The following is an 18,286-nucleotide window of genomic DNA, read 5'->3' on the forward strand; positions in this document are numbered from 1 at the left end:
AATGTCCCGTTCCCCTCTTTGAGTGCGTTGTCTCTCAAGGGACCTTGGCTTGCCTTTAGCTGCGGCGAGCAGCCTCGCAGAGTTTTCCACCCGAATGGGCGCCAGTGGTCCAGGCCCCGCAAGGGCCCCCTAAGGCCCTGTAATGGAGCGAAATGCGAAGCGCGGCCCCCACGAACCCTCAGCGCGGTACGGGCAGCCTCACCCGAGGCCAGGCGGGGTACGTGCTGCTGAAATTGGCCGGACGCGTGAGCCAGCGGTCATCGGGTTCTGGCACGGGCGCGTGGCGCGCAGCTTTCCCCTCTCCTTGACTGTCCGCCCATCGTCAAGCGCACGAGGCCACCGCGACCAACTACCTGACCGAACTCCGCGCCGCAGGCGCCTTCCTCTGGTCTGACGATGCCAAGCGAAACTGCCTAGTCGTCACGGACGGCCAGATCGAGGAGGCCCGGGAAGCGGGCGTCGAACTCTTCGCGGCGCAGGCGGTTCAGTCGTTTGGTGCCCTGGTCGCGCTGTTCGACGAGGCCGGCGTCGCGCAGGACGGAGAAGTGGTGGCTCTTGGCGGCTCTGCCGACGGATACGTCGAAGTTGCTGCAGCTGAGCGCCCAGTCGGGGTGGCCTGCCAAGGTGCGGACCAGTTGGATGCGCACAGGGTCCGCGAGGGCGGACAGGGCGGTGAGAACGGGGACTTCGTCGGGGTGGGTGTGTACGGGGGCAGGTCGGTGCCCTGCGGTTTCAGCCTGCTTCGGCATCCCTCTGTCTCCTCCACGACTCTCGCACCCTTGCTGAATGTTCGATCGCCATCGTACATTGCCAATGTTCGCTTTCAGTTGAACATTCTGCGGCAGGCAGCTGATGTCGACCGCCGCCGCCTACAACAACCCGGCCCGGGCAGCCCCATGCTCAGGCCCAGACCCGCGGATGGAGCAATGCAGCAAAGCAGCGCGGCCCAAGGGTTCTCCGCCGTCGCGGGCAGGGTGCCCGCGCCCTGTCTCGTACTGGCCGGAGTGAGCGGGATCCAGTTCGGAGCAGCCCTCGCCCCCAGCGCCTATCCCCAGGCAGGAGCCGCGGGAGTGGTGTTCCTGCGGCTCCTGATAGCCGGCGTGATCCTCTGCTTGCTGTGGCGCCCGAGGCGCCAAGCGCTCAAGTCGGCCAAGGGGGCCTGGAAGACGGTGCTCGCCGCCGGGGCCCTGCTCGCCGGACACCACATCGCCTTCTTCGAAGCCGTCAGCCACATCCCGCTCGGGATCGTCGCCACGATCGAGTTCCTCGGCCCCCTCGCCATCGCCCTGGCCGGCTCCCGCCGCGCGCTCGACCTGCTCCCCGCATGCCTGGCAGCAGGAGGCGTACTCCTGCTCAGCGGCGGAGGCAGTACCTCCCTGCCTCCGGTCGGCCTTGCCTTGGCCGCAGCGGCCGCTTGCTGCTGGGCCGGATACATCCTGGTCTCCGCCCGCATCGCCACCCGCCTCAACGGCGGCCAGGGCCTGGCCCTGGCCATCACCTGGGCGGCGCTGCTCAGTGCCCCCTACGGCATCGCACACGCCGGCACCGGCCTGCTCGACCCGCACGTCCTAGGGGTGGCGGCCGTCGTGGCATTGGTATCCAGCGTCCTCCCGTACTCGCTCAACCTGGAAGCCCTGCGCCGGATTCCGCCACGCGTCTTCGGCGTACTGACGAGCCTGGAGCCGGCCGCAGGCGCCCTGTTCGGCCTGCTCGTCCTCGGCCAGCACCTCGACCGGTCCCAGTGGCTCGGCATCGCCGCAGTCGCCTGCGCCTCCATCGCCGCGACCTACCCGGGCCGCGGAAAGCACGGGGCTGCACGCGTCCGGACAGCGGGCGGCTCTCTCCGTGAAGAGGAATCCGCGCGGCACGGGGCCGGCCCCCCGTGCGGTCAGCGCTCCAGCGCGAGGGTGGCAGGCCGGCCGGGTGCCGGCCACGGGAATCCACGCACCGCGGCGGAGGTCCGCGGTGAGGAACACCTGGTCCAAGCGCCAAGCCACCCGAGTACCACACACAGCTCGTAAGGCTCTCCCCTGACCGCGACGGCCCGCTCCCGCCGATCGACCAGCGGGAATTCGAGCCTCGCGCGGTCGGCCGCCCGGCGCAGCGCGGGCAGGATCTCCCCCACCGGACGGCTCCAGGAGATGCCCATTCCCAGAGTGGCCATATGGAGACAGGGAAGATGAGTACGGCAACTCACGCCACGGCGGCGTCTGCCGACGACGATGAGAGCGCCATCGTCCAGCCGGGAGACCGCTCATGCTCAGCCGTATCGCCGACACGCTCGTACCAACCTTCGGCCGCCTGTCGGTGACCGCCGATCCTGGCGCGGAGTTCGCGCCGGGCACACTCATCGTCGCCAACCACACATCCTTGGCGGACCCCGCGGTCGTGCTGGCCGCCCTGTACCGTCTCGGCGCCGAGCCGTTGATCATGGCAGCCGCCGGCCTGTGGCGCACTCCGCTGCTCGGTCGCGTCCTCACCCGCGAAGGACATATCCCCGTGCACCGGGGCGACCGGCGTGCCGCCGCGGCGCTCGATACCGCGGCGCGGCACCTGGAGCAGGGACGGCTGGTCCTCATCTACGCAGAAGGCGGGCTGCCCCGCCGCAAGGACGCGGCCGAGGCGGCACCCGGTACCTTCCGCAGCGGCATGTCCCGGCTGGTCGAGCGCACCAACTCCCCCGTCGTGCCCGTAGGACAGGCCGGCGCACGCCGGGTCACCTCGGGAAGCATCGCCAAGCAACTCTCCGGCCTGGCCACCGCACCGCTGCGCCGACCCACCCTGCACGTCCACGTCGGAGCCCCGCTGCAACTCGCCGACGACCACGGCGGGCGGACCGCCAAGGCCCGCACAGCGGTGACGGCTGCCTGGCGCACCGCAGCCGCCGGCCTCGGAGAACCGGCCGCACTCGCCGCGTAGACCTCGCTCTCCTCGCCGTCCAACAGACGGTGGCCGGCGAAACCGGCGTCGGTTTCATCGGGTGTCAGGTGACCCGCCAGATCTCAGACCGGCGGGACAAGGATGACGAGGAGAGGAGCAGCAAGAGAGCGGCCACTGTGGCGATTACGGGGTCCTGGTGACCTGGGCGCGGCGGCGGGCATGGAAGAGGCGGCAGGAGACGGGATTGTCGTCCTCGGGCGCGTTGAGCGTCTCGATCTGCTCGACCACGAAGCCCTGGTCGACGAGGAGGTCCTCCCAGAGTTCCGGGCCAAGCACCCACATCCGTACGTCGAGCGGCGTGTCGTGGCCCGCGAGGGGGAGGCGCTCGGTGCGAGCGGTGAGGGCCCCCGACGGGCCGCGCCCGTCCAGGCTTGTGTGCAGGACGGAGAAGACCAGGCGGCCGCCGGTTTTGATCGTGGCGGCGAGGGCCGGGAGCAGGCGGCACGGGTCGATGTAGCAGAAGCCGTGGACGGAGTAGACCAGGTCGTACGGATCGGCTTGGCGGAGGTGGTCGACGGCGTCGGCACGGTGAAGGGCGAGCCCTGGCAGATCGCCGTACCGGGCGAGGGCGCGTTCGTGCTGGGTGGGCGAGGCTTCGACGGCGTCGATGCGGGCACCGTGGTGCCGGACGAGGAACGCGGCGTACTTGCCGATCCCGGAGCCGAGGTCCAGAACCCGCAGTCCGCCCAGCTCGCCGAGGACTTCGGCGCCCGGTCCGGTGGGCCAGAACCCCCAGGCCAGTCGGTCGACCTCGGGTACCGGCGTGCCGCGCTCGAAGTGATGCGCGCCGTACTCGGTCCATGCTCGGGTGTTCGTCGCCTCGGCGCCGGTATCGGTATCGGTATCGGTATCGGTATCGGTATCGGTATCGGTATCGGTATCGGTATCGGTATCGGTATCGGTATCGGTATCGGTATCGGTGCCGGTGTCAGTGTCGGTGCTGGTCATGGTGCTCCTGGGGACGTGGTTGAACGGGGAGGGGGGTGGGGCCGCGCCGAGACGCGGCCCCACCAGGGATGGATGAGGGAGGTCAGCGGTCCTGGGCGAGCGCGTACAGCTCGCCCAGGAGACTTCCCTCGGTCGCGACGAGGGCGTCGAAGGTGCCCTCTTCACGGATGCGCCCTCGGTCGAGGACGATGACCCGGTCGGCCATCCGCACGTTGTCCAAGCGGTGCGTGACGACCACCGTGATCCGGTCCGGAGCCATCTCGCGGAGCTTGCGGAAGATCAGATGCTCGCCGCGGGCGTCCATTTCACTGGTCGGCTCGTCCAGGATGAGCACGGCCGGCTCGCGGTACATCGCTCGCGCGCAGGCCAGGCGCTGCCACTGCCCGCCGGACAGCTCGTGTCCGCCCCACACCGAGCGGGCGAGCAGGGTGTCGAGCTCGTCCGGTAGCCCCTGGAGGACCTCGGTCATCCCGACGCGGTCCGCCGCATCCCAGATGCGTTCGTCGGTGTGCTCGCGGGGCTGGCCGAGGGTGATGTTCTCCCGGGCGCGCAGTGGCCAGTGCCCGTTCTTCTGAGGGACGAGGCCGACGTGCCGCCATGCCGATTCCGCGTCGGCGGTGGCGAGGTCGGTGTCGTCCCACCGGACGGTTCCGCCGGTCGGCATGGTCAGGCCGGTGAGCATGCGGATCAGGGTCGACTTGCCCGCGCCGTTCTCGCCGACCAGGGCAACGACCTCGCCGCGGTTGAGGGTGAGAGTGATGGGGTGCAGGGCGGGCGCGTCCTTGTTGGGGTAGGTGAACTCGGCCTCGCACAGGCGGATTTGCTGCGGCGCCTTGGCCTGTGTGATGCCGCGTGCGGTGGTCATGGAGCGGACTTCATCGATGAAGTGGTAGTAGTCGCTGAGGTAGAGGCCGTGGTGGAACATCACCGCGCCGTAGCGCACGATCGCGTTGAGGGCGCGTCCGGCTGTCTGCGAAGCGACGATGGCCGTGCCCGCGATCGCCGCGGACATGGCCCCGGAGAGGGCGAGCGCGGCCAGCGCCGCCCACATTCCGAGCGTGAACAGGCCCGCGAGGGATGCCGCGAGCAGCGTCACGAGCAGGTACGGGCGGGCGCCCTCGAGTTCGCGTCCTTCGACCCGGTCGCACATCGCCCGGTACCAGGAGTGCAGGTAGGGGCGCATGGTGTTGGCGCGCAGTTCGTCGGCGAGCTCGGAGGTGGTGAGCCACCAGCGCATCATGCCGCGCACATTGCGGGCGGAGATGGTGCGGTCGTGGACGCGGTAGTCGATGCGTGCGGCGATCACCCCGCCCAGTCCCCTCGGGATGACCGACAGCAGCAGCACGCCCAGGAGCAGCGGGTGAAGGGAGGTGAGGACGGTCGCGGCAGACACCAGCTGGACGAGGCCGTTGGTGAGCGTCTTGGCGTCGTCGGCGAGGTCGACCGCGCGCAGGGCGCCGATCTCCGCGGCCTGGCTGCGGTCGGTGAACCCTTCGGTGTCGTAGGCGGACAGTTCGGCCTTCATGTGGAGGTCGACCAGGGTGAGATCGGCGGCGGAGGCGATCTTCGGGTTCAGGCGGCGGGTGGCCCAGTCCGCGAGGATCCACATCCCCGCGCCTGTCGCCATCGCGATGACCGCGACGGTCAGTGCCGGCCATGCCTCCCGGAGTCCCGTTCCGGCGTCGGAGGTGGCGAGGTGGGGCAGGGCCTTGGAGACCGCGGTGAGCATGACGGCGGTACCGAGGCCGGACAGCAACTGGCACAGGATGATCGTGATCGTCATGCGCCGGTCGACGGACCAGGCCAGCCGGGCCGACTGGGCGAGCGCCGTCGGGATCCGGCGGGCCATGTCCCACAAGGTGGCGTCGTCCATGGCCCGTCGGTGCTTGCGCCCGTTGTAGTCCAGCTCGGGAGGCGCCGAGGGCTGCGGATCTGCCGAGCGTGCGGCGGGCACGGCCGCTGTGTCGCCCGTCGCGGGCACGGACTGCGGCACGGCGGTCGCCGCCCGTTCTGTGGCGATGCTGGGCCGCTTCACGCGAACACCCCCGCCATCAGCCGGTCCAGGGTGCGTCGCCCGCGCGCGGTGACGTACGGATCACCGTGCGCCTCGCCCCAGGTGAGGGCGCTCACCGCTTCCAGGCCGGACAGGCACTTCAACACATGGCCCTCTTCCGGTGTCAGCTCACGCCCGTATCCGCTGAAGCAGGCGGTGCGCAGCCGCGGCTTGTCGGCCCACACTCCGCAGGCCAAGGCGACGAAGTCCTGGACGACCGGGGCGAATCGGGACCGTTCGAAGTCGATCCAGGCCGCACTCCCCGACCAGAGGAGGTTCCTCGGCCAGGCGTCGCCGTGGATGAACCCGAGCGGCAGCGGCCCCACCATGCGCAGCTCGGCCGCCAGGTTGCGCACGAGCGCGCGCTCCGTCGGCGTCAACCGGTCCCCGGCCTGCTCCAGTTGCTTGTCCACGCCCTGCGCTGCGGCGTACAGCGCTCCTTCGGCCTCTCGGCGCCAGTGGCCGGTCAGGTCGCCGGCCGCGTGAAGCCGGGCCAGGAGGAGACCGCCCTGCCGGTGCGCCTCGTACTCCTCGGCCGCCGTGAGCGGGAGTTCCTTCACCGGTCGGCCGGTCACGGCGGTCGTCAGCAGCGCCAGGTGCTCGGCGCTGGACGCTCGTAGCTGAGGTGCTCGGCCGGCGCCCAGCGCGGGCGTCGCGTGCCGCATGGCGAGCGTCTCCCTCTCGTACATCCGCGCCTTGGGGGCGATCTTCAGGTAGAACCGGCAGCCGTCGGCGCGCACGAGTTCCCAGACCCGGGAGTTCTCCCGCGGGTGCGAGGCGTCCCGGACGTCGTCGACGACCCCGACCTCTCGCTCGGCCCAGCTGCGCAGAGCCGTGGGGAGAGCCTTCGCGCCGCTCATGCCCCCCACCTCGTTGCCGGTCGTGATGCGGACGCGAACGGGGCACGGCGCGCGTCCGTCGGGCGCCGGAGTACCGCGGGCTTGACGGGCTGAGCGGGAGGGTTTTCGAACGCGGGGTGGGCGGTGGGAAGAAGGCGCACGGGATTCACGGATTTCTCCTCGGTAGGGATCGGGTGGAGCACCCCGGACAACGTCGCTGATCACGGGGCCGATACGGGGCGGACCGGGCGACTTATCGAGCACAGGTTCGAGGTGGGGTGGGGAGGGCAAGTGCGGTCGGCGCACCTGCCCGTTCGATTCACTCGTCAAGGGGACAGCGGCGAAGCCGTAACCCCAGCGGGGGATTGCGTGAGGGCGTCGAGAGCACCGGTCTCCTCGGTGAGGTGTGGATGGGAGCTGCGATCGAACCTTCGGCCACGCCACTGACAATCAGGCGGTCACGGCGCCTGAATCCGGACATTCCGAACGGCACTTTCGGCGGCGGATGAGAGTCCTGGATCGGGCCGGATGGCCTGGGACGGAGCCGGAAGAAAGGATTCTCGAACCGGTCGAGAGGGTCCCGTGGTTGAGCGGGCGACGAGATGGCTTGATCTGCCCGCACAGTGGCGCCGGCCAGGTCGGACTCCGGGGTGGCGGACCGCGAACAGGGTGACCGGCGGCTAACCTCAGCCCCTTCAGCGCCGGACGCCCACGAGGGTGCGGTTCACGAACTCCGCCCCGCACGCGCCCGAAGCACCGCTACGGTTCGACGCCCCGTCCGGGGTCCCGTGACACTGCTCGGCGGTGAGCCGTGGCCTGCCGGAAGGTGACGAAGGAGCGCAGCATGGCCATTCCCGCCCCGCACATCCACGACGCGATCACCGCTTACCTGCACCGCCATCCGGACGAGCAGGCCCTGCTTCAGCCGCTCCTCGCCCGCGTCGCGGAGGGCCGCGACGTCACCGACCGCACCGACTTCGACGGCCATGTGACCGCCTCGGGCGTCGTTGTCAACGACGGGGACGAAGTCCTCCTGGTCCATCACAAGGCCTCGGGGCGACGCATCCAGCCTGGCGGACATTGCGAGGCGACCGACCGCACCCTGGCCGACGCCGTACGGCGGGAGATCGCCGAGGAGACCGGCGTCACCGCGCTGGAGCCGCTCTGTGGCGGGGAGCCGGTCCACATCGACGTCCACCCGATCGATACCCGTCCCGACCGAGGCGAGCCGGCGCACGAGCACGTCGACGTCCGCTACGTCTTCCGCACCTGGGGAAACCCCGAGGTGACCTTGCAGATCGAGGAGGTGGCCGACGCCGAATGGTGCGGCCCCTCGCAGCTGGGCGACCCCGTACTGCGCGCCCGCGTCCTCGGCGTGCTGGGACGCCCGCAAGAAGGCCGCCCGGCCGAGGACGACCCGTACGGCACCTTGGTGGTGATCACGAACGTGGCCGGCGAAGTCCTCATGCACCTGCGGGACGAGAAGGAAGGCATCTGGGCGCCGGGCACCTGGGCACCCATGGGCGGCGGCGCGGAACCGTACGACGCGGACCCGCACGCCACCGGTGTCCGCGAGCTCCGCGAGGAGGTCGGCCTCCAGGACATCGAGCTCTCCCCGATGTTCCGCGTCGACTCCGACGGCTACCCCGTCCACGTCTTCCACGGCCGGTGGGACGGCGACCCGACCACGCTGGTTCTCAACGAGGGCACGGCCCTCGCCTTCATCGCGCAGTCAGACTTCGACCGGCTCCCGATGAACGCCTCGGTGAAGCAGGACACGCGTCGCGTGCTGGACCTGGTCACCCCCAAGCCGGCCCCGTACGGCTACGGCACCCTCTCGCTGATCCGCAACACCGCGGGACACCAGCTCATGCACCTCAGGGACAACAACCCGGGCATCTGCTGGCCCGGCACCTGGTCACCCATCGGCGGCAAACCGGAAGCCGAGGACACCGGCCCCGCCGCCACGATCCGCCGCGAAGTCCGTGAGGAGGTCGGCCTGCAGGTGCCACTTGAGCACCTGTTCACCCACACCACCGACTCCGGACATCTCACCTACGTCTTCCGAGGTGAGTGGGACGGCGACCCCGACAGCCTCGTCCTGACCGAAGGCACCGCGCTCGCGTTCGTCGACCCCCGGGACCTGCGCGGCCTGCCGATGAGCCCGCCGGCCCGGTACGCCGCCCTCCGCGCGCTATCGGACGACCTTGAGGACCAGGCCCGCGCGGATGGCATCCGCGACTTGGTCCCCGCGGGCGCCATCGTCCACGACAACGCCGTTCTGTTCGTGCGGCGCAGCGCAAACGACTACCTCGGGGGCGCCTGGGAGCTCCCCGGCGGCCGCTGCGAGAAGGACGAATCCCTCCTGGACTGCCTCACCCGGGGGGTCGGCGAGGAGACCGGCCTGGCCGTCCGGACGGTTGACCAGTACCTGGGTCACTTCGACTACACCAATGCACGCGGCCGCACCAGCCGCCAGTTCGTCTTCACACTGACCCCCGACAAGCCCGGCCCGGTCACCCTGACCGAACACGACCGCCACCAGTGGATCCGCGACACCGACGAACTACCTTCCACCACGCTTGAGTTGCGGACTTTCCTGGCCACGCACCTGCCGCGACGCTGAAGCGTGCCTTCACGGCCGCCACTCCCCTTGCGTCCATGGCCGGCGGCTTCCACGCGGCCGGATACTTGTCGCCCTTGGTGCGGTTGGGCCCCTGACTGACGGCGACGGGACTGCGCAGGATCACGGGGTCCAGCCCGAACGCCGAAAATCAGTAGCTGTCGTCCCGGTCGGCAAACCACCGGCGCGCGGCTTCCAGCCCTGCCTCGTTCACGCCCGGACCCTCTATGCCCGTAAGGTCCCCGCGGGCGATCCTGCCTGCGAAGTAGACGGCCTGGCCGGCCCAACGGAAGTCGAGCATCGGGCGCAGTGCTCGCTCCACCTCGTCGCGGGTCAACGCGCCTTCCGCCACATAGGCATCGATCAGCGGCCGCATGGAGTCCGCCCCTCGATACATCACCAGCGCCGCCAGATCGTACGCCCGCGGCCACACCCCGGCCCCGCTCCAGTCGATCATCCCGCAGACACCACTGACCGGATCGAGGCGGAAGACATCCGGGGCCGGGTCCCCGTGCACCGGCCCCCAGGTCAGCGTCGGCAGGTCGAGTTCCTCCAGTCGGGACATGACCTCGGTGATCACCGGCCTGAGCCAGGGGCGTACATCCAGGTGCTCCGAGGGTAGGTAAAGACGGGCAGGTGCTGTGCCCTCGCTGTTCCGCACACCGAGCGCGCGATGGGCGCGAGCCAAGGTGGTGCCCATCACTCCCAGCTCGGTGCGCGATTCCCCGGTCAGCCCACGGCCTTCGACCCAGCGCAGCAGAGCCATCACCTGGCGGCCGAAGGGCACGACCGACAGCCCGCTGACCGTTGCCAACGGCGCGCCGGCCGGCATACCCGCTCGCTCCAGTCGATGTGCCAGCTCAAGACCGAAGACAAATGGGTCCTTGGCCTCCGGCGGTACCGCCTTCACCACCCAACGGGTGCTCCCCGAGCGCGCCTCCCAGGTCAGGGAGTTCATTCCGCCTTCGAGAGGTGTGACTTCAACCGCATGAAGTGCCCAGTGTTCTGCAAGTAGCTGGGCAACGGATGGAAGGTCGCGGGGCGCCGGATCGGCATCCGTGGCGTGGTCGGGCGAGGCAAATCGGTCGGCCATCGTGGCAATCCTCCGCACGGGGCTGGGGGCATCCCAGAGTAAGGGCGAAGAAATGCCAACTCATCTTGTTTTAGGCTCCGTTGCGCTTCCGGGGCGATTCGATAAGGACTCTCCGCCGGTGGCCGGTACCTCGCCTGGCAGCCACGGCCGAGTGTGCTTCCTCGACGGTGACGAAGTCCTGTTCCCGGGAGGCATCGGTCAGGCCGCGGAGATCCATGAAGTGCCTTTCGCGAGCCGAGCCTGCGTCGTCATCGACGTCACCGCGGCCGACGACGGGAACACCGCGGAGGCCGCCGCCGGGCTCGGAGAACTGTGGCGCTCCAGCGGTCCCCTCCGCCCCTGGGCGCACCCGTCGCGCCGGAAGCCGATCGGCTCACGCGGCAATCAGTTGCGGACGTGGCCCCCCACGCTCTTTCCGCTCGGCGGGCAGAGCCGGCAGCGCACGCCCGGCGCGGTGGCCGCGGGCGAATCCGCAGCGGCCACCGCACAAGGCGAACCGTCAAAGAAGCCCCAAGCCCAGATCCAGGTCCAGGAGACCGTGGTCGTCGTGGTGGTCGTGGTCGTGGTGGTGGTGATGGTGGTGGTCCCGGCTCGCGGCCTGCTGTACGGCCGGAGCGGTGGGGACGGCCGCGGCTGCGACGCCGACGGCTGGGACCGCCAGTGCCGTGGTGACGCCGGCGATGATCAGGGCGTGGGCTATGCGCTTCATGCTCATTCCCTTCAGTTGTGGGGCGTGCGTACGCCTTTAGGGGCGCAAACGGACGCTCACCACGCTGCACGTCCCTTCCGGGCCCGTCCTGCTAAACGCCGCTGGGAGGGTGACGTCGTCGGAGGGACGGCGATGCCATTGGGCAACGCCACGCCGGGCACTCGGCTGGCCCCTGCCGCCTCGTCCCGCGGCAGCGACGCCGCTACGGTCGCCGTGCAGCCTGATCCTGAGCTCGCCGTGCAACCTGGCCCTGGGTGGAGGCTGTGGGCACCGACAGGATGGGGCGCTGCAGCCCGCCACACGGAGCGTTCCCCTCCGGACGGGAGTGCCGCCAGCCGTGCGGCGCGCCGAGAGGAAGAGACATGACTGCCTCGTACGAGACCATCAGCACCCGGATGGACGGTAACGTCCTGTCCGCCACCTTCAGTGCCCCGCCGATCAACCTCATCGGCCCCGAGGTCGTGCGCGACCTGGTCGGGCTGCTCGATGAACTCTCCCAGCCGGCCTCTGCTCGCGTGGTGGTCTTCGACAGCGCGGATCGCGACTTCTTCTTCCCGCACGTCGACATGACCAAAGTCGCCGAGTACACCGCTGAAGCCGCCAAGGCCGGAGGCCCGGGCGACGCCTCCCTGGGGATGCTGTTCCGCAAGTTGAGCCAGGTCCCGGCCGTCACGATCGCCAAGCTGCGCGGCCGGGCACGCGGGGCGGGCAGCGAGTTCCTCCTCGCCTGCGACATGCGCTTCGCCTCCCGGGAGAACGCCCTCCTGGGCCAGCTCGAAGTCGGCGTCGGTGCCCCGCCCGGCGCGGGAGCGATCCAGCACCTCACCCGCCTGCTGGGCCGGGGCCGAGCGATGGAAGCGGTGCTGACGTCGGCCGATTTCGATGCCGACCTCGCCGAACGCTACGGATGGGTCAACCGCGCGGTGCCCGACGCCGAACTGGACGAGTTCGTCGCCGGCATTGCCGCGCGCATCGGGGGCTTCCCCCGCGATGCGCTGATCGCGACCAAATCCGCCATCAACGCCATCAGCCTGCCCACTCCGGCCGACGTACGCGCGGATGCCGCCCTGTTCCAGCAGCTCGTGCGGGGTGAGGGAGCGCAGCAACGCACGGCAGAGCTGTTCAAGCGGGGCTTCCAGACCCGTGGCCGTACCGAGCTCGAACTCGGTGACGCACTGGGCGAATTGAAGCCTGCCGACTGATGCAGGCGTCCACAAGGGCCTGGGTGTCAGCGGGTGGTGAGCACCATCCGGAAGCGGGCGGCCCCGGCCATCATCTTTTGAAAGGCATCCTCGGCCTGGTCCAGCGGCGCGATCTCGGTCATCGGGCGGATGCCGTGCAGTGCGCTGAACGCCATGGTGTCCTGGACGTCCTGCGCGGTGCCGGACGGGTGGCCTCGGATGATCTTGCCGCTCATGAGGAGCTGCGCCGGGCTCACTCCCAGCGGCTCGGGGTCCGCGCCGATGACCACCAGTTCACCGCGGGGCCGGAGCCCTTCCACGGTCGCCGAGATGGCGTCGGAACTGGGAACGGTGGCCAAAACGACCCTGGCTCCGCCGAGAGACTGCAGCGCGTCCGCGACAGGCGTACCCGCCGTGCTGTCGATGTAGTGGTGAGCGCCCAGCTGCTTGGCGAAGTCGGCCTTGTCGGCGCCGCGGGCGATGGCCACGGTCTCCAAACCCATGGCTGCCGCATACTGCACTCCTAGGTGCCCCAGGCCCCCCACGCCGAGTACGGCCACCAGATCGCCCGGCCGGGCGGAGCTGCGCCGGAGCCCGTTGAAGGTGGTCACCCCCGCACAGGCCAGAGGCGCCGCATCGGACGCCGCCAGTGCGTCGGGGATCCGGACCAGGGCATCAGCTGGTGCGATCACGGTCTCGGCGTATCCCCCGTCGTACGCCCACCCCGGAACCTTCAGGTTCTCGCAGACGATGAAGTCGCCGCTTCTGCAGGGCGTGCAATGGCCGCAGCTGCCGCCGAACCAGCCCACCGCCACTCGGTCGCCCACCTGCCAGCCGCTGAAGGTGCCCTCGCCGACCTCGTCGATGCGCCCGGCGATCTCGTGCCCGGGGACCACGGGGAACTCGACACCCGGCACCAGGGCGTTCATGAAGAGAACGTCGCTGTGGCAGACCCCGCATGCCTCCACGGCAATACGTACGTGGCCGGGGCCCGGCTGCGGTGTCTCCCGTTCCACGATCTCCAGCCGACCACCCGGTGCGGCCACCTGTGCGACTCGATGTGCACTCATCGGAATCTCCCCGGGTACGGGTTCATCAGGCGCCCCTGTTTCCAGCAAACCAGCTCCAGGCCCAGCACGCACACGGAATGGGGTCGGGATGGATCATGGATGGAGGGGTCGGCGTTGCAATAGCCGGGACGTGGCGAAGGAGACCGCCGGCAGACGCCTGATCCGATGCATCGGTATCGCGCCTGCAGGTGGCTGCTGCCTCTGCCCTTGGAAGGGTGCGGGCCGAGCGGGCGGTGTGAAGTCCACGCCCCTCTTGCTCACTGAGGTCGTCGGCCGAGGAGACAGAACTCGTTGCCTTCGGGGTCGGCCAGGACGACCCACGACTGATCACCCTGGCCGATGTCGACACGCTGCGCGCCGAGAGCCACCAGGCGAGCCACCTCGGCATCCTGGTCGTCGGGGACGAAGTCGAGATGCAGTCGGCTCTTGGCCTTCTTGGGCTCGTCCAACAGAACGAACTCCAGCCCCGGCCGGTGATCCGGCGTCGGGCCGATGGCGAACTCCACGTCGGAGGAGTGGGTCACCACCCAGCCGAGGGCTTCGGCCCACCATTGCCCCAAGGCCGCGGGATCAGCCGAGTGGACGATGACATTTCTCCATTCCAAGGTCATCCGGCGAGTCTAGGTCTTTCAAGGAGGCATCGCGCCCCGAAGTCCCAACACGTCTCCACAGGGCATGTCCTCAAGGAGCCTTGTCACACCGGTGGCTTGCCCGACCGACAGTGCTACCGGGCAGGTTCCGTCCAGGTGACCGGAAGTTCGTGGACGCCGTAGATGTTCATATCGGTCCTGAGTCGCACCTCGTGGGCGGGGATGGCGAGTTCGAGGGTCGGGAAGCGGCGCAGGAGTCCGTCGAAACCTGCGCGCATCTCGATACGGGCGAGTTGCTGGCCGAGGCATTGGTGGATGCCGTGGCCGAAGGACAGGTGACCGCGGGCGTTGCGGTGGACGTCCAGGGTGTCGGGGTTGTCGAAGCGCTGGGGGTCGCGGTTGGCGGCCAGGAGCGAGACAACGACGGTCGACCCCTTTCCGATTGTTTCGCCGCCGAGTTCGATGTCCTCCGTGGCGTAGCGATAGAAAATGTCGGCGACGGACAGGTAGCGCATGAGTTCCTCGACGGCGCCGGACATCAGGGCCGAGTTGGCGCGCAGTTGGGCCACCTGCTCGGGGTGTTCCAGGAGCGCGAAGGTGCCCATCGCCAGCATGTTGGAGGTGGTCTCGTGGCCGGCGAGCAGCAGCAGGAAGGCGATGCCCGTCAGCTCCTCGATGGTGAGGTCGTCATGGCGGGCGAGGTCGGACAGTATGTCTTCGCCGGGAGCGGAGCGTTTGCGCGTCACCAGTTCGGCGAGGTAGGTGGTCAGTGCGCCGTACGCGGCCATCTTCTCGTCGAGAGACTGGTCCTTGACCATGAACTTGGCGGAGTTGACCTGGAAGTTCTCCCGGTCGTCGTAGGGGACACCGAGCAGTTCGCAGATCACCAGTGAGGGCACCGGCAGCGCGAACTCCTTGACCAGGTCGACCGGCGGGGTAAGGCACGCCATCTCGTCCAGTTGCCGTTCGACGATGTCGACGATGTGCTCTTCGAGCTGCTTCATGCGTTTGACGGTGAAGGCGCCGGTGAGCTTGCGCCGCAACCGGGTGTGGTCGGGCGGGTCCATGGCGATGAACAGGCCCGGCACCTGCGGGGAGGGTTCTGTGGCGACGGGCATGCCGGGGGTTTCGTACGGCACGTGGAGAACGCCGAGGTCCTGGCGGGAGCTGAACCGGGTGTCGGCCATGAGCTGCCGGAGCGCGTCGTAGCCGGTGACGATCCAGCCCTCATGGCCGTCGGGGAAGGCCATGGGGCTGACGGGGCGGGCCTCGCGCAGCACGGTTATTTGGCGGGGAGGGTCGAAGGGACCCGCATCGCGCTCCATGGGGAGGCCCTGCGGGATGGGAACCGATTGACTCATCGGATTTCCTTTCGTGGTGGATGGTCGCGGCCGCATCGCGACGGTTCTGCAATTGACCGGCACCGGCGATGCCGGGCAGGTGGACGGCGGGACAAGGTTGAACAGCGCTGCCGCGTCTGCTCGAAGACCTCTGTCGGCCCATCCGGGCCGACTCCGGCCGGCTCCGGGGGCGGACCGCTGCGTCGCCGACGACCAGCACGATCTCGACCGCTCCCGACCGGATGGTTGTGGCTCTGCTCCCTAGAGGCTTCGGGCGGTGATGTCGCCGTGGGAGGTGGTGGCGCGGATGTCGAGTTCGGCGGTGCCGTTGTTCTTGAGGGCGTTGCTGACGCGGCCGTAACCGGTGCCGGCGTCCAGGGCGGCCGAGACGCCGGCCGCGGCGCCGACGGAGATGTCGCCGGACTCGGTGCGGAGCACGACCGTGCCGCGCACGGCCTCGGTGATGCGGATGCTGCCCCTTGCGGTGCTGATCTCCGCGGGGCCGCTGAGCCGGCCGACCTCGACGTCGCCGTCGCTCGCGGTGAGGCGGACGCTCGCGGCCTCGTCGATCTTGATCCGGCGGTATGCGCCGTCAAAGACGACGTCGCCGAGACGGCCGACGCCGCGGAGTTCGGAGGCGGCGGCCTTGGCCTCGACGCGGGAGCCGACGGGCAGTTGGACGGTGACCTCCACGGATCCGGAGGGGCCGAAGAGCTGGTTCGTGGGCTCGGGGGTGTGGATCCGCAAGACGCCCTCGGAGTAGACAACCGTGGTCTGTTCGGCGGTCTGGACATCGCGACTCTTGGAGGGGTTGGCCGGCAGGACCTCAACGGTGGTGTCGGTGCGGTCCGCGGCGATGAACTGGACGCGTCCGGCAGGGACATCAAGGACGGCGGAGATCGGGGCGGGGGTGTCGAACTTCTGCATCATGCTCTCCAGTGCTCGCTCACTGTTTCTGACATGGGAAACGCTACGTTGCGTTCAGAAACTGAGCAACAACCTTGCTGCGCACAATCCCTATATCCGCAGGTAGTTGAAGGGATTTCATTGCAACGTGTTGTCGGGTAACGCAACGGCGATACCCTCGTTCATTGCAATGGATGAAGAGTGAACGCTATGGTGAGGGAAGCAGGAGCACCCCGAACGACCACCAAGGAGACAGCGATGCCGGGAGGCAGGCTCACCCAGACCGAACGCCAGCAGATCGCGCTGGGACTGGCCGACAGCCTCCCCTACGCCGAGATCGCCCGGCGCCTCCACCGTCCGACCTCGACGATCACGCGTGAGGTGATGCGCAACGGCGGCCCCACCGCCTACCGCGCCGACCTGGCCCAACGGGCCACCGAACGCCGCGCCCACCAGCGCAGGCCCGCCTCCTCCCGAGACACGGAGTCAGCCCCACAGCCTCACGGACGCAACGCCGAAGCCGTGGCCGAGTACGAGGAAACCCTCACCACCGTCCTCATGGCCTCCGGCCTGACGAAGATGACAGCCCGGGTGCTGACCTGCCTGGTCACCACCGACGCGGGCAGCCTCACCGCGTCGCAACTCTCCCAGCGCCTCCAGGTCAGCCCGGCGTCCATCTCCAAGGCGATCACCTTCCTGGAAAGCCAGAGCTTGGTTCGCCGGGAACGCGACGAACGCCGCCGCGACCGCTACGTCGTCGACAACGAACTCTTCTACCAGGCCACGATCGCCAGCGCCCGAGCCAACGACCAGCTCGTCGAAACCGCACGCAACGGCGTCGCCATCCTCGGCCCCCACACCCCCGCCGCCACCCGCCTGGAAAACATCGCCCGCTTCCTCGACTTCATCAGCGAAAGCATCACCCGCGCCGCCGAACAGGCCCGCGAAGTCCTCCACACCAAGCCCGAGACAGCCTCAAGCAACGCCGCCCAAGCGGGCCCACACCACCAATAGCGACAACGGAACTCCAACGCGGCGGCCCGCCCACGACAGCAAGCCGTCGGCAGCGCTACGACCACCCTCGCCCGACACGATCGTCGCCGACCGCGGCAAAGTCCGACATCACCGTGCACACAACCGGTCCAATGCCGACCGGCTCTCATCGTCCGCGGCGCGGCAGATCAGCAACCGCTGGTCCGTGTCTTGAAGTGGCATGAGGAGTTCGAAGTGCACGGCGATCACACCGACGTCAGGGTGCCGCATCACCTTGTGCCCTCGGCCGTTCACCTTGACGTCCCGCTCCTCCCAAAGTCGTGCGAATTCCTCGTCATGAGTGGTGAGTTCGGCGATGAGTTCGGTCAACGCCCGATCCTCCGGATGCGCGGCCCAGGCGGCGCGCAGGTGGGCGATTCCCTCCCGCACGACGCGTTCGCGGTCGACGTAGAACTCTCGTATCTCCGGATGCATCAGGCACAGCCAAATCACATTGCGCTGCCGCGGCGGCAAGGCGTCGAAATCCACCAGCAGTCTCGCCATTTCGCCGTTCCAGGCCAGGATGTCGTAGCGGTGGTTCGTCAGCATGGCCGGCAGCGGTGACAAGTCGGCGACCAGCCGGGCCAGGGGCGGGGTCGCAGTGGTGGCGGGTCTGTCGGCGTTTCGGGGGCGCTGCCGCGTCAGGTCGAAGAGGTAGGCGCGCTCGTCAGGGGCCAGCCGCAGGGCCCGGGCCAGCGCCTCCACCACGTCCACCGAGGGCCGCAGGCCGCGGGCCTGTTCCAGCCGCACGATGTAGTCGATGCTGACCCCGGCCAGTTCGGCGACCTCTTCACGGCGCAGCCCCGGGGTCCGCCGGGACCGCCGACGCGACGGCAGACCGAAATCGCGCGGGTCCAATCGCTCGCGCCGTGTCCGCAGGAACGCGGCCAGCTCTTGTGTCGCGTCCACGGTGCGGGTCGTCATGCCCGGTCCAACCACCAGGGTAGGACCGGTGTTCCCAG

16 protein-coding genes are annotated in these 18,286 nt (G+C 69.2%); 5 read left to right on the forward strand and 11 right to left on the reverse strand.

Going from position 1 to position 18,286, the window contains the following annotated elements; translation table 11 throughout:
* Positions 1-413: 413 nt before the first annotated feature.
* Positions 414-749: an ArsR/SmtB family transcription factor gene (locus tag QOM21_RS01160; RefSeq protein WP_407547607.1), complete on the reverse strand. Its 336-nt coding sequence runs from the start codon at positions 747-749 to the stop codon at positions 414-416.
* Between the two features lie 177 nt (positions 750-926).
* Here QOM21_RS01160 and QOM21_RS01165 point away from each other — a divergent pair, with 177 nt between their 5' ends.
* On the forward strand, positions 927-2,021 hold the full coding sequence (locus tag QOM21_RS01165; protein WP_407547608.1) for an EamA family transporter: 1,095 nt from the start codon (positions 927-929) through the stop codon (positions 2,019-2,021).
* A 235-nt stretch (positions 2,022-2,256) separates the two neighbouring features.
* Complete coding sequence (locus QOM21_RS01170) at positions 2,257-2,919, forward strand: lysophospholipid acyltransferase family protein (protein ID WP_407547609.1); 663 nt, start codon at positions 2,257-2,259, stop codon at positions 2,917-2,919.
* A 144-nt stretch (positions 2,920-3,063) separates the two neighbouring features.
* Here QOM21_RS01170 and QOM21_RS01175 read toward each other — a convergent pair whose 3' ends face one another.
* The 3 genes from QOM21_RS01175 to QOM21_RS01185 form a co-directional block, all read right to left on the reverse strand.
* A complete protein-coding gene (locus QOM21_RS01175; RefSeq protein ID WP_407547610.1) occupies positions 3,064-3,888 on the reverse strand; it encodes a class I SAM-dependent methyltransferase in 825 nt (274 codons plus the stop codon).
* A gap of 82 nt (positions 3,889-3,970) precedes the next feature.
* Positions 3,971-5,737 (reverse strand): ATP-binding cassette domain-containing protein, encoded by a 1,767-nt coding sequence (locus QOM21_RS01180; protein WP_407555540.1) that lies wholly within the window; start codon positions 5,735-5,737, stop codon positions 3,971-3,973.
* 182 nt (positions 5,738-5,919) lie between these two features.
* On the reverse strand, positions 5,920-6,801 hold the full coding sequence (locus QOM21_RS01185) for a phosphotransferase enzyme family protein (protein ID WP_407547611.1): 882 nt from the start codon (positions 6,799-6,801) through the stop codon (positions 5,920-5,922).
* Between the two features lie 823 nt (positions 6,802-7,624).
* Between QOM21_RS01185 and QOM21_RS01190 the strand changes: the two genes are divergently transcribed.
* Positions 7,625-9,406, forward strand: coding sequence for an NUDIX hydrolase (locus QOM21_RS01190; RefSeq protein WP_407547612.1), 1,782 nt, complete (start codon positions 7,625-7,627; stop codon positions 9,404-9,406).
* Between the two features lie 148 nt (positions 9,407-9,554).
* Here QOM21_RS01190 and QOM21_RS01195 read toward each other — a convergent pair whose 3' ends face one another.
* Positions 9,555-10,496, reverse strand: coding sequence for a phosphotransferase enzyme family protein (locus QOM21_RS01195; RefSeq protein ID WP_407547613.1), 942 nt, complete (start codon positions 10,494-10,496; stop codon positions 9,555-9,557).
* 499 nt (positions 10,497-10,995) lie between these two features.
* The gene (locus QOM21_RS01200; protein ID WP_407547614.1) at positions 10,996-11,205 is read right to left on the reverse strand and encodes a hypothetical protein; all 210 of its coding nucleotides are present in this window, start codon (positions 11,203-11,205) and stop codon (positions 10,996-10,998) included.
* Between the two features lie 362 nt (positions 11,206-11,567).
* Between QOM21_RS01200 and QOM21_RS01205 the strand changes: the two genes are divergently transcribed.
* Positions 11,568-12,407: an enoyl-CoA hydratase/isomerase family protein gene (locus QOM21_RS01205; RefSeq protein ID WP_407547615.1), complete on the forward strand. Its 840-nt coding sequence runs from the start codon at positions 11,568-11,570 to the stop codon at positions 12,405-12,407.
* A 26-nt stretch (positions 12,408-12,433) separates the two neighbouring features.
* Here the strand turns inward: QOM21_RS01205 and QOM21_RS01210 are convergent, their stop codons facing one another.
* The 4 genes from QOM21_RS01210 to QOM21_RS01225 all read right to left on the reverse strand — a co-directional run bounded on the left by QOM21_RS01210 (position 12,434) and on the right by QOM21_RS01225 (position 16,313).
* Positions 12,434-13,456 carry an alcohol dehydrogenase gene (locus tag QOM21_RS01210; RefSeq protein WP_407547616.1) on the reverse strand — a complete coding sequence of 341 codons (1,023 nt, stop codon included), beginning with the start codon at positions 13,454-13,456 and terminating at the stop codon, positions 12,434-12,436.
* 257 nt (positions 13,457-13,713) lie between these two features.
* On the reverse strand, positions 13,714-14,067 hold the full coding sequence (locus tag QOM21_RS01215) for a VOC family protein (RefSeq protein WP_407547617.1): 354 nt from the start codon (positions 14,065-14,067) through the stop codon (positions 13,714-13,716).
* A gap of 113 nt (positions 14,068-14,180) precedes the next feature.
* The gene (locus tag QOM21_RS01220) at positions 14,181-15,407 is read right to left on the reverse strand and encodes a cytochrome P450 (protein WP_407547618.1); all 1,227 of its coding nucleotides are present in this window, start codon (positions 15,405-15,407) and stop codon (positions 14,181-14,183) included.
* Between the two features lie 240 nt (positions 15,408-15,647).
* Complete coding sequence (locus tag QOM21_RS01225; RefSeq protein ID WP_407555541.1) at positions 15,648-16,313, reverse strand: DUF4097 family beta strand repeat-containing protein; 666 nt, start codon at positions 16,311-16,313, stop codon at positions 15,648-15,650.
* Positions 16,314-16,550: 237 nt separating this feature from the next.
* Here QOM21_RS01225 and QOM21_RS01230 point away from each other — a divergent pair, with 237 nt between their 5' ends.
* Entirely contained in the window at positions 16,551-17,306 is a 756-nt protein-coding gene (locus tag QOM21_RS01230; protein ID WP_407547619.1) for a helix-turn-helix domain-containing protein, read from the forward strand.
* A 108-nt stretch (positions 17,307-17,414) separates the two neighbouring features.
* Here the strand turns inward: QOM21_RS01230 and QOM21_RS01235 are convergent, their stop codons facing one another.
* The gene (locus QOM21_RS01235; RefSeq protein WP_407547620.1) at positions 17,415-18,248 is read right to left on the reverse strand and encodes a helix-turn-helix transcriptional regulator; all 834 of its coding nucleotides are present in this window, start codon (positions 18,246-18,248) and stop codon (positions 17,415-17,417) included.
* Between the last annotated feature and the right edge of the window lie 38 nt (positions 18,249-18,286).

Source organism: Streptomyces sp. Pv4-95 (genome assembly GCF_045782725.1).
Taxonomy (GTDB): domain Bacteria; phylum Actinomycetota; class Actinomycetes; order Streptomycetales; family Streptomycetaceae; genus Streptomyces.

Bases quoted from the DNA above. Each gene is read 5' to 3' on its own strand.
- QOM21_RS01160 (WP_407547607.1), bottom strand. From the start codon at position 749: ATGCCGAAGCAGGCTGAAACCGCAGGGCACCGACCTGCCCCCGTACAC.
- QOM21_RS01165 (WP_407547608.1), top strand. From the start codon at position 927: ATGCAGCAAAGCAGCGCGGCCCAAGGGTTCTCCGCCGTCGCGGGCAGG.
- QOM21_RS01170 (WP_407547609.1), top strand. From the start codon at position 2,257: ATGCTCAGCCGTATCGCCGACACGCTCGTACCAACCTTCGGCCGCCTG.
- QOM21_RS01175 (WP_407547610.1), bottom strand. From the start codon at position 3,888: ATGACCAGCACCGACACTGACACCGGCACCGATACCGATACCGATACC.
- QOM21_RS01180 (WP_407555540.1), bottom strand. From the start codon at position 5,737: ATGGCCCGCCGGATCCCGACGGCGCTCGCCCAGTCGGCCCGGCTGGCC.
- QOM21_RS01185 (WP_407547611.1), bottom strand. From the start codon at position 6,801: ATGAGCGGCGCGAAGGCTCTCCCCACGGCTCTGCGCAGCTGGGCCGAG.
- QOM21_RS01190 (WP_407547612.1), top strand. From the start codon at position 7,625: ATGGCCATTCCCGCCCCGCACATCCACGACGCGATCACCGCTTACCTG.
- QOM21_RS01195 (WP_407547613.1), bottom strand. From the start codon at position 10,496: ATGGCCGACCGATTTGCCTCGCCCGACCACGCCACGGATGCCGATCCG.
- QOM21_RS01200 (WP_407547614.1), bottom strand. From the start codon at position 11,205: ATGAAGCGCATAGCCCACGCCCTGATCATCGCCGGCGTCACCACGGCA.
- QOM21_RS01205 (WP_407547615.1), top strand. From the start codon at position 11,568: ATGACTGCCTCGTACGAGACCATCAGCACCCGGATGGACGGTAACGTC.
- QOM21_RS01210 (WP_407547616.1), bottom strand. From the start codon at position 13,456: ATGAGTGCACATCGAGTCGCACAGGTGGCCGCACCGGGTGGTCGGCTG.
- QOM21_RS01215 (WP_407547617.1), bottom strand. From the start codon at position 14,067: ATGACCTTGGAATGGAGAAATGTCATCGTCCACTCGGCTGATCCCGCG.
- QOM21_RS01220 (WP_407547618.1), bottom strand. From the start codon at position 15,407: ATGAGTCAATCGGTTCCCATCCCGCAGGGCCTCCCCATGGAGCGCGAT.
- QOM21_RS01225 (WP_407555541.1), bottom strand. From the start codon at position 16,313: ATGCAGAAGTTCGACACCCCCGCCCCGATCTCCGCCGTCCTTGATGTC.
- QOM21_RS01230 (WP_407547619.1), top strand. From the start codon at position 16,551: ATGCCGGGAGGCAGGCTCACCCAGACCGAACGCCAGCAGATCGCGCTG.
- QOM21_RS01235 (WP_407547620.1), bottom strand. From the start codon at position 18,248: ATGACGACCCGCACCGTGGACGCGACACAAGAGCTGGCCGCGTTCCTG.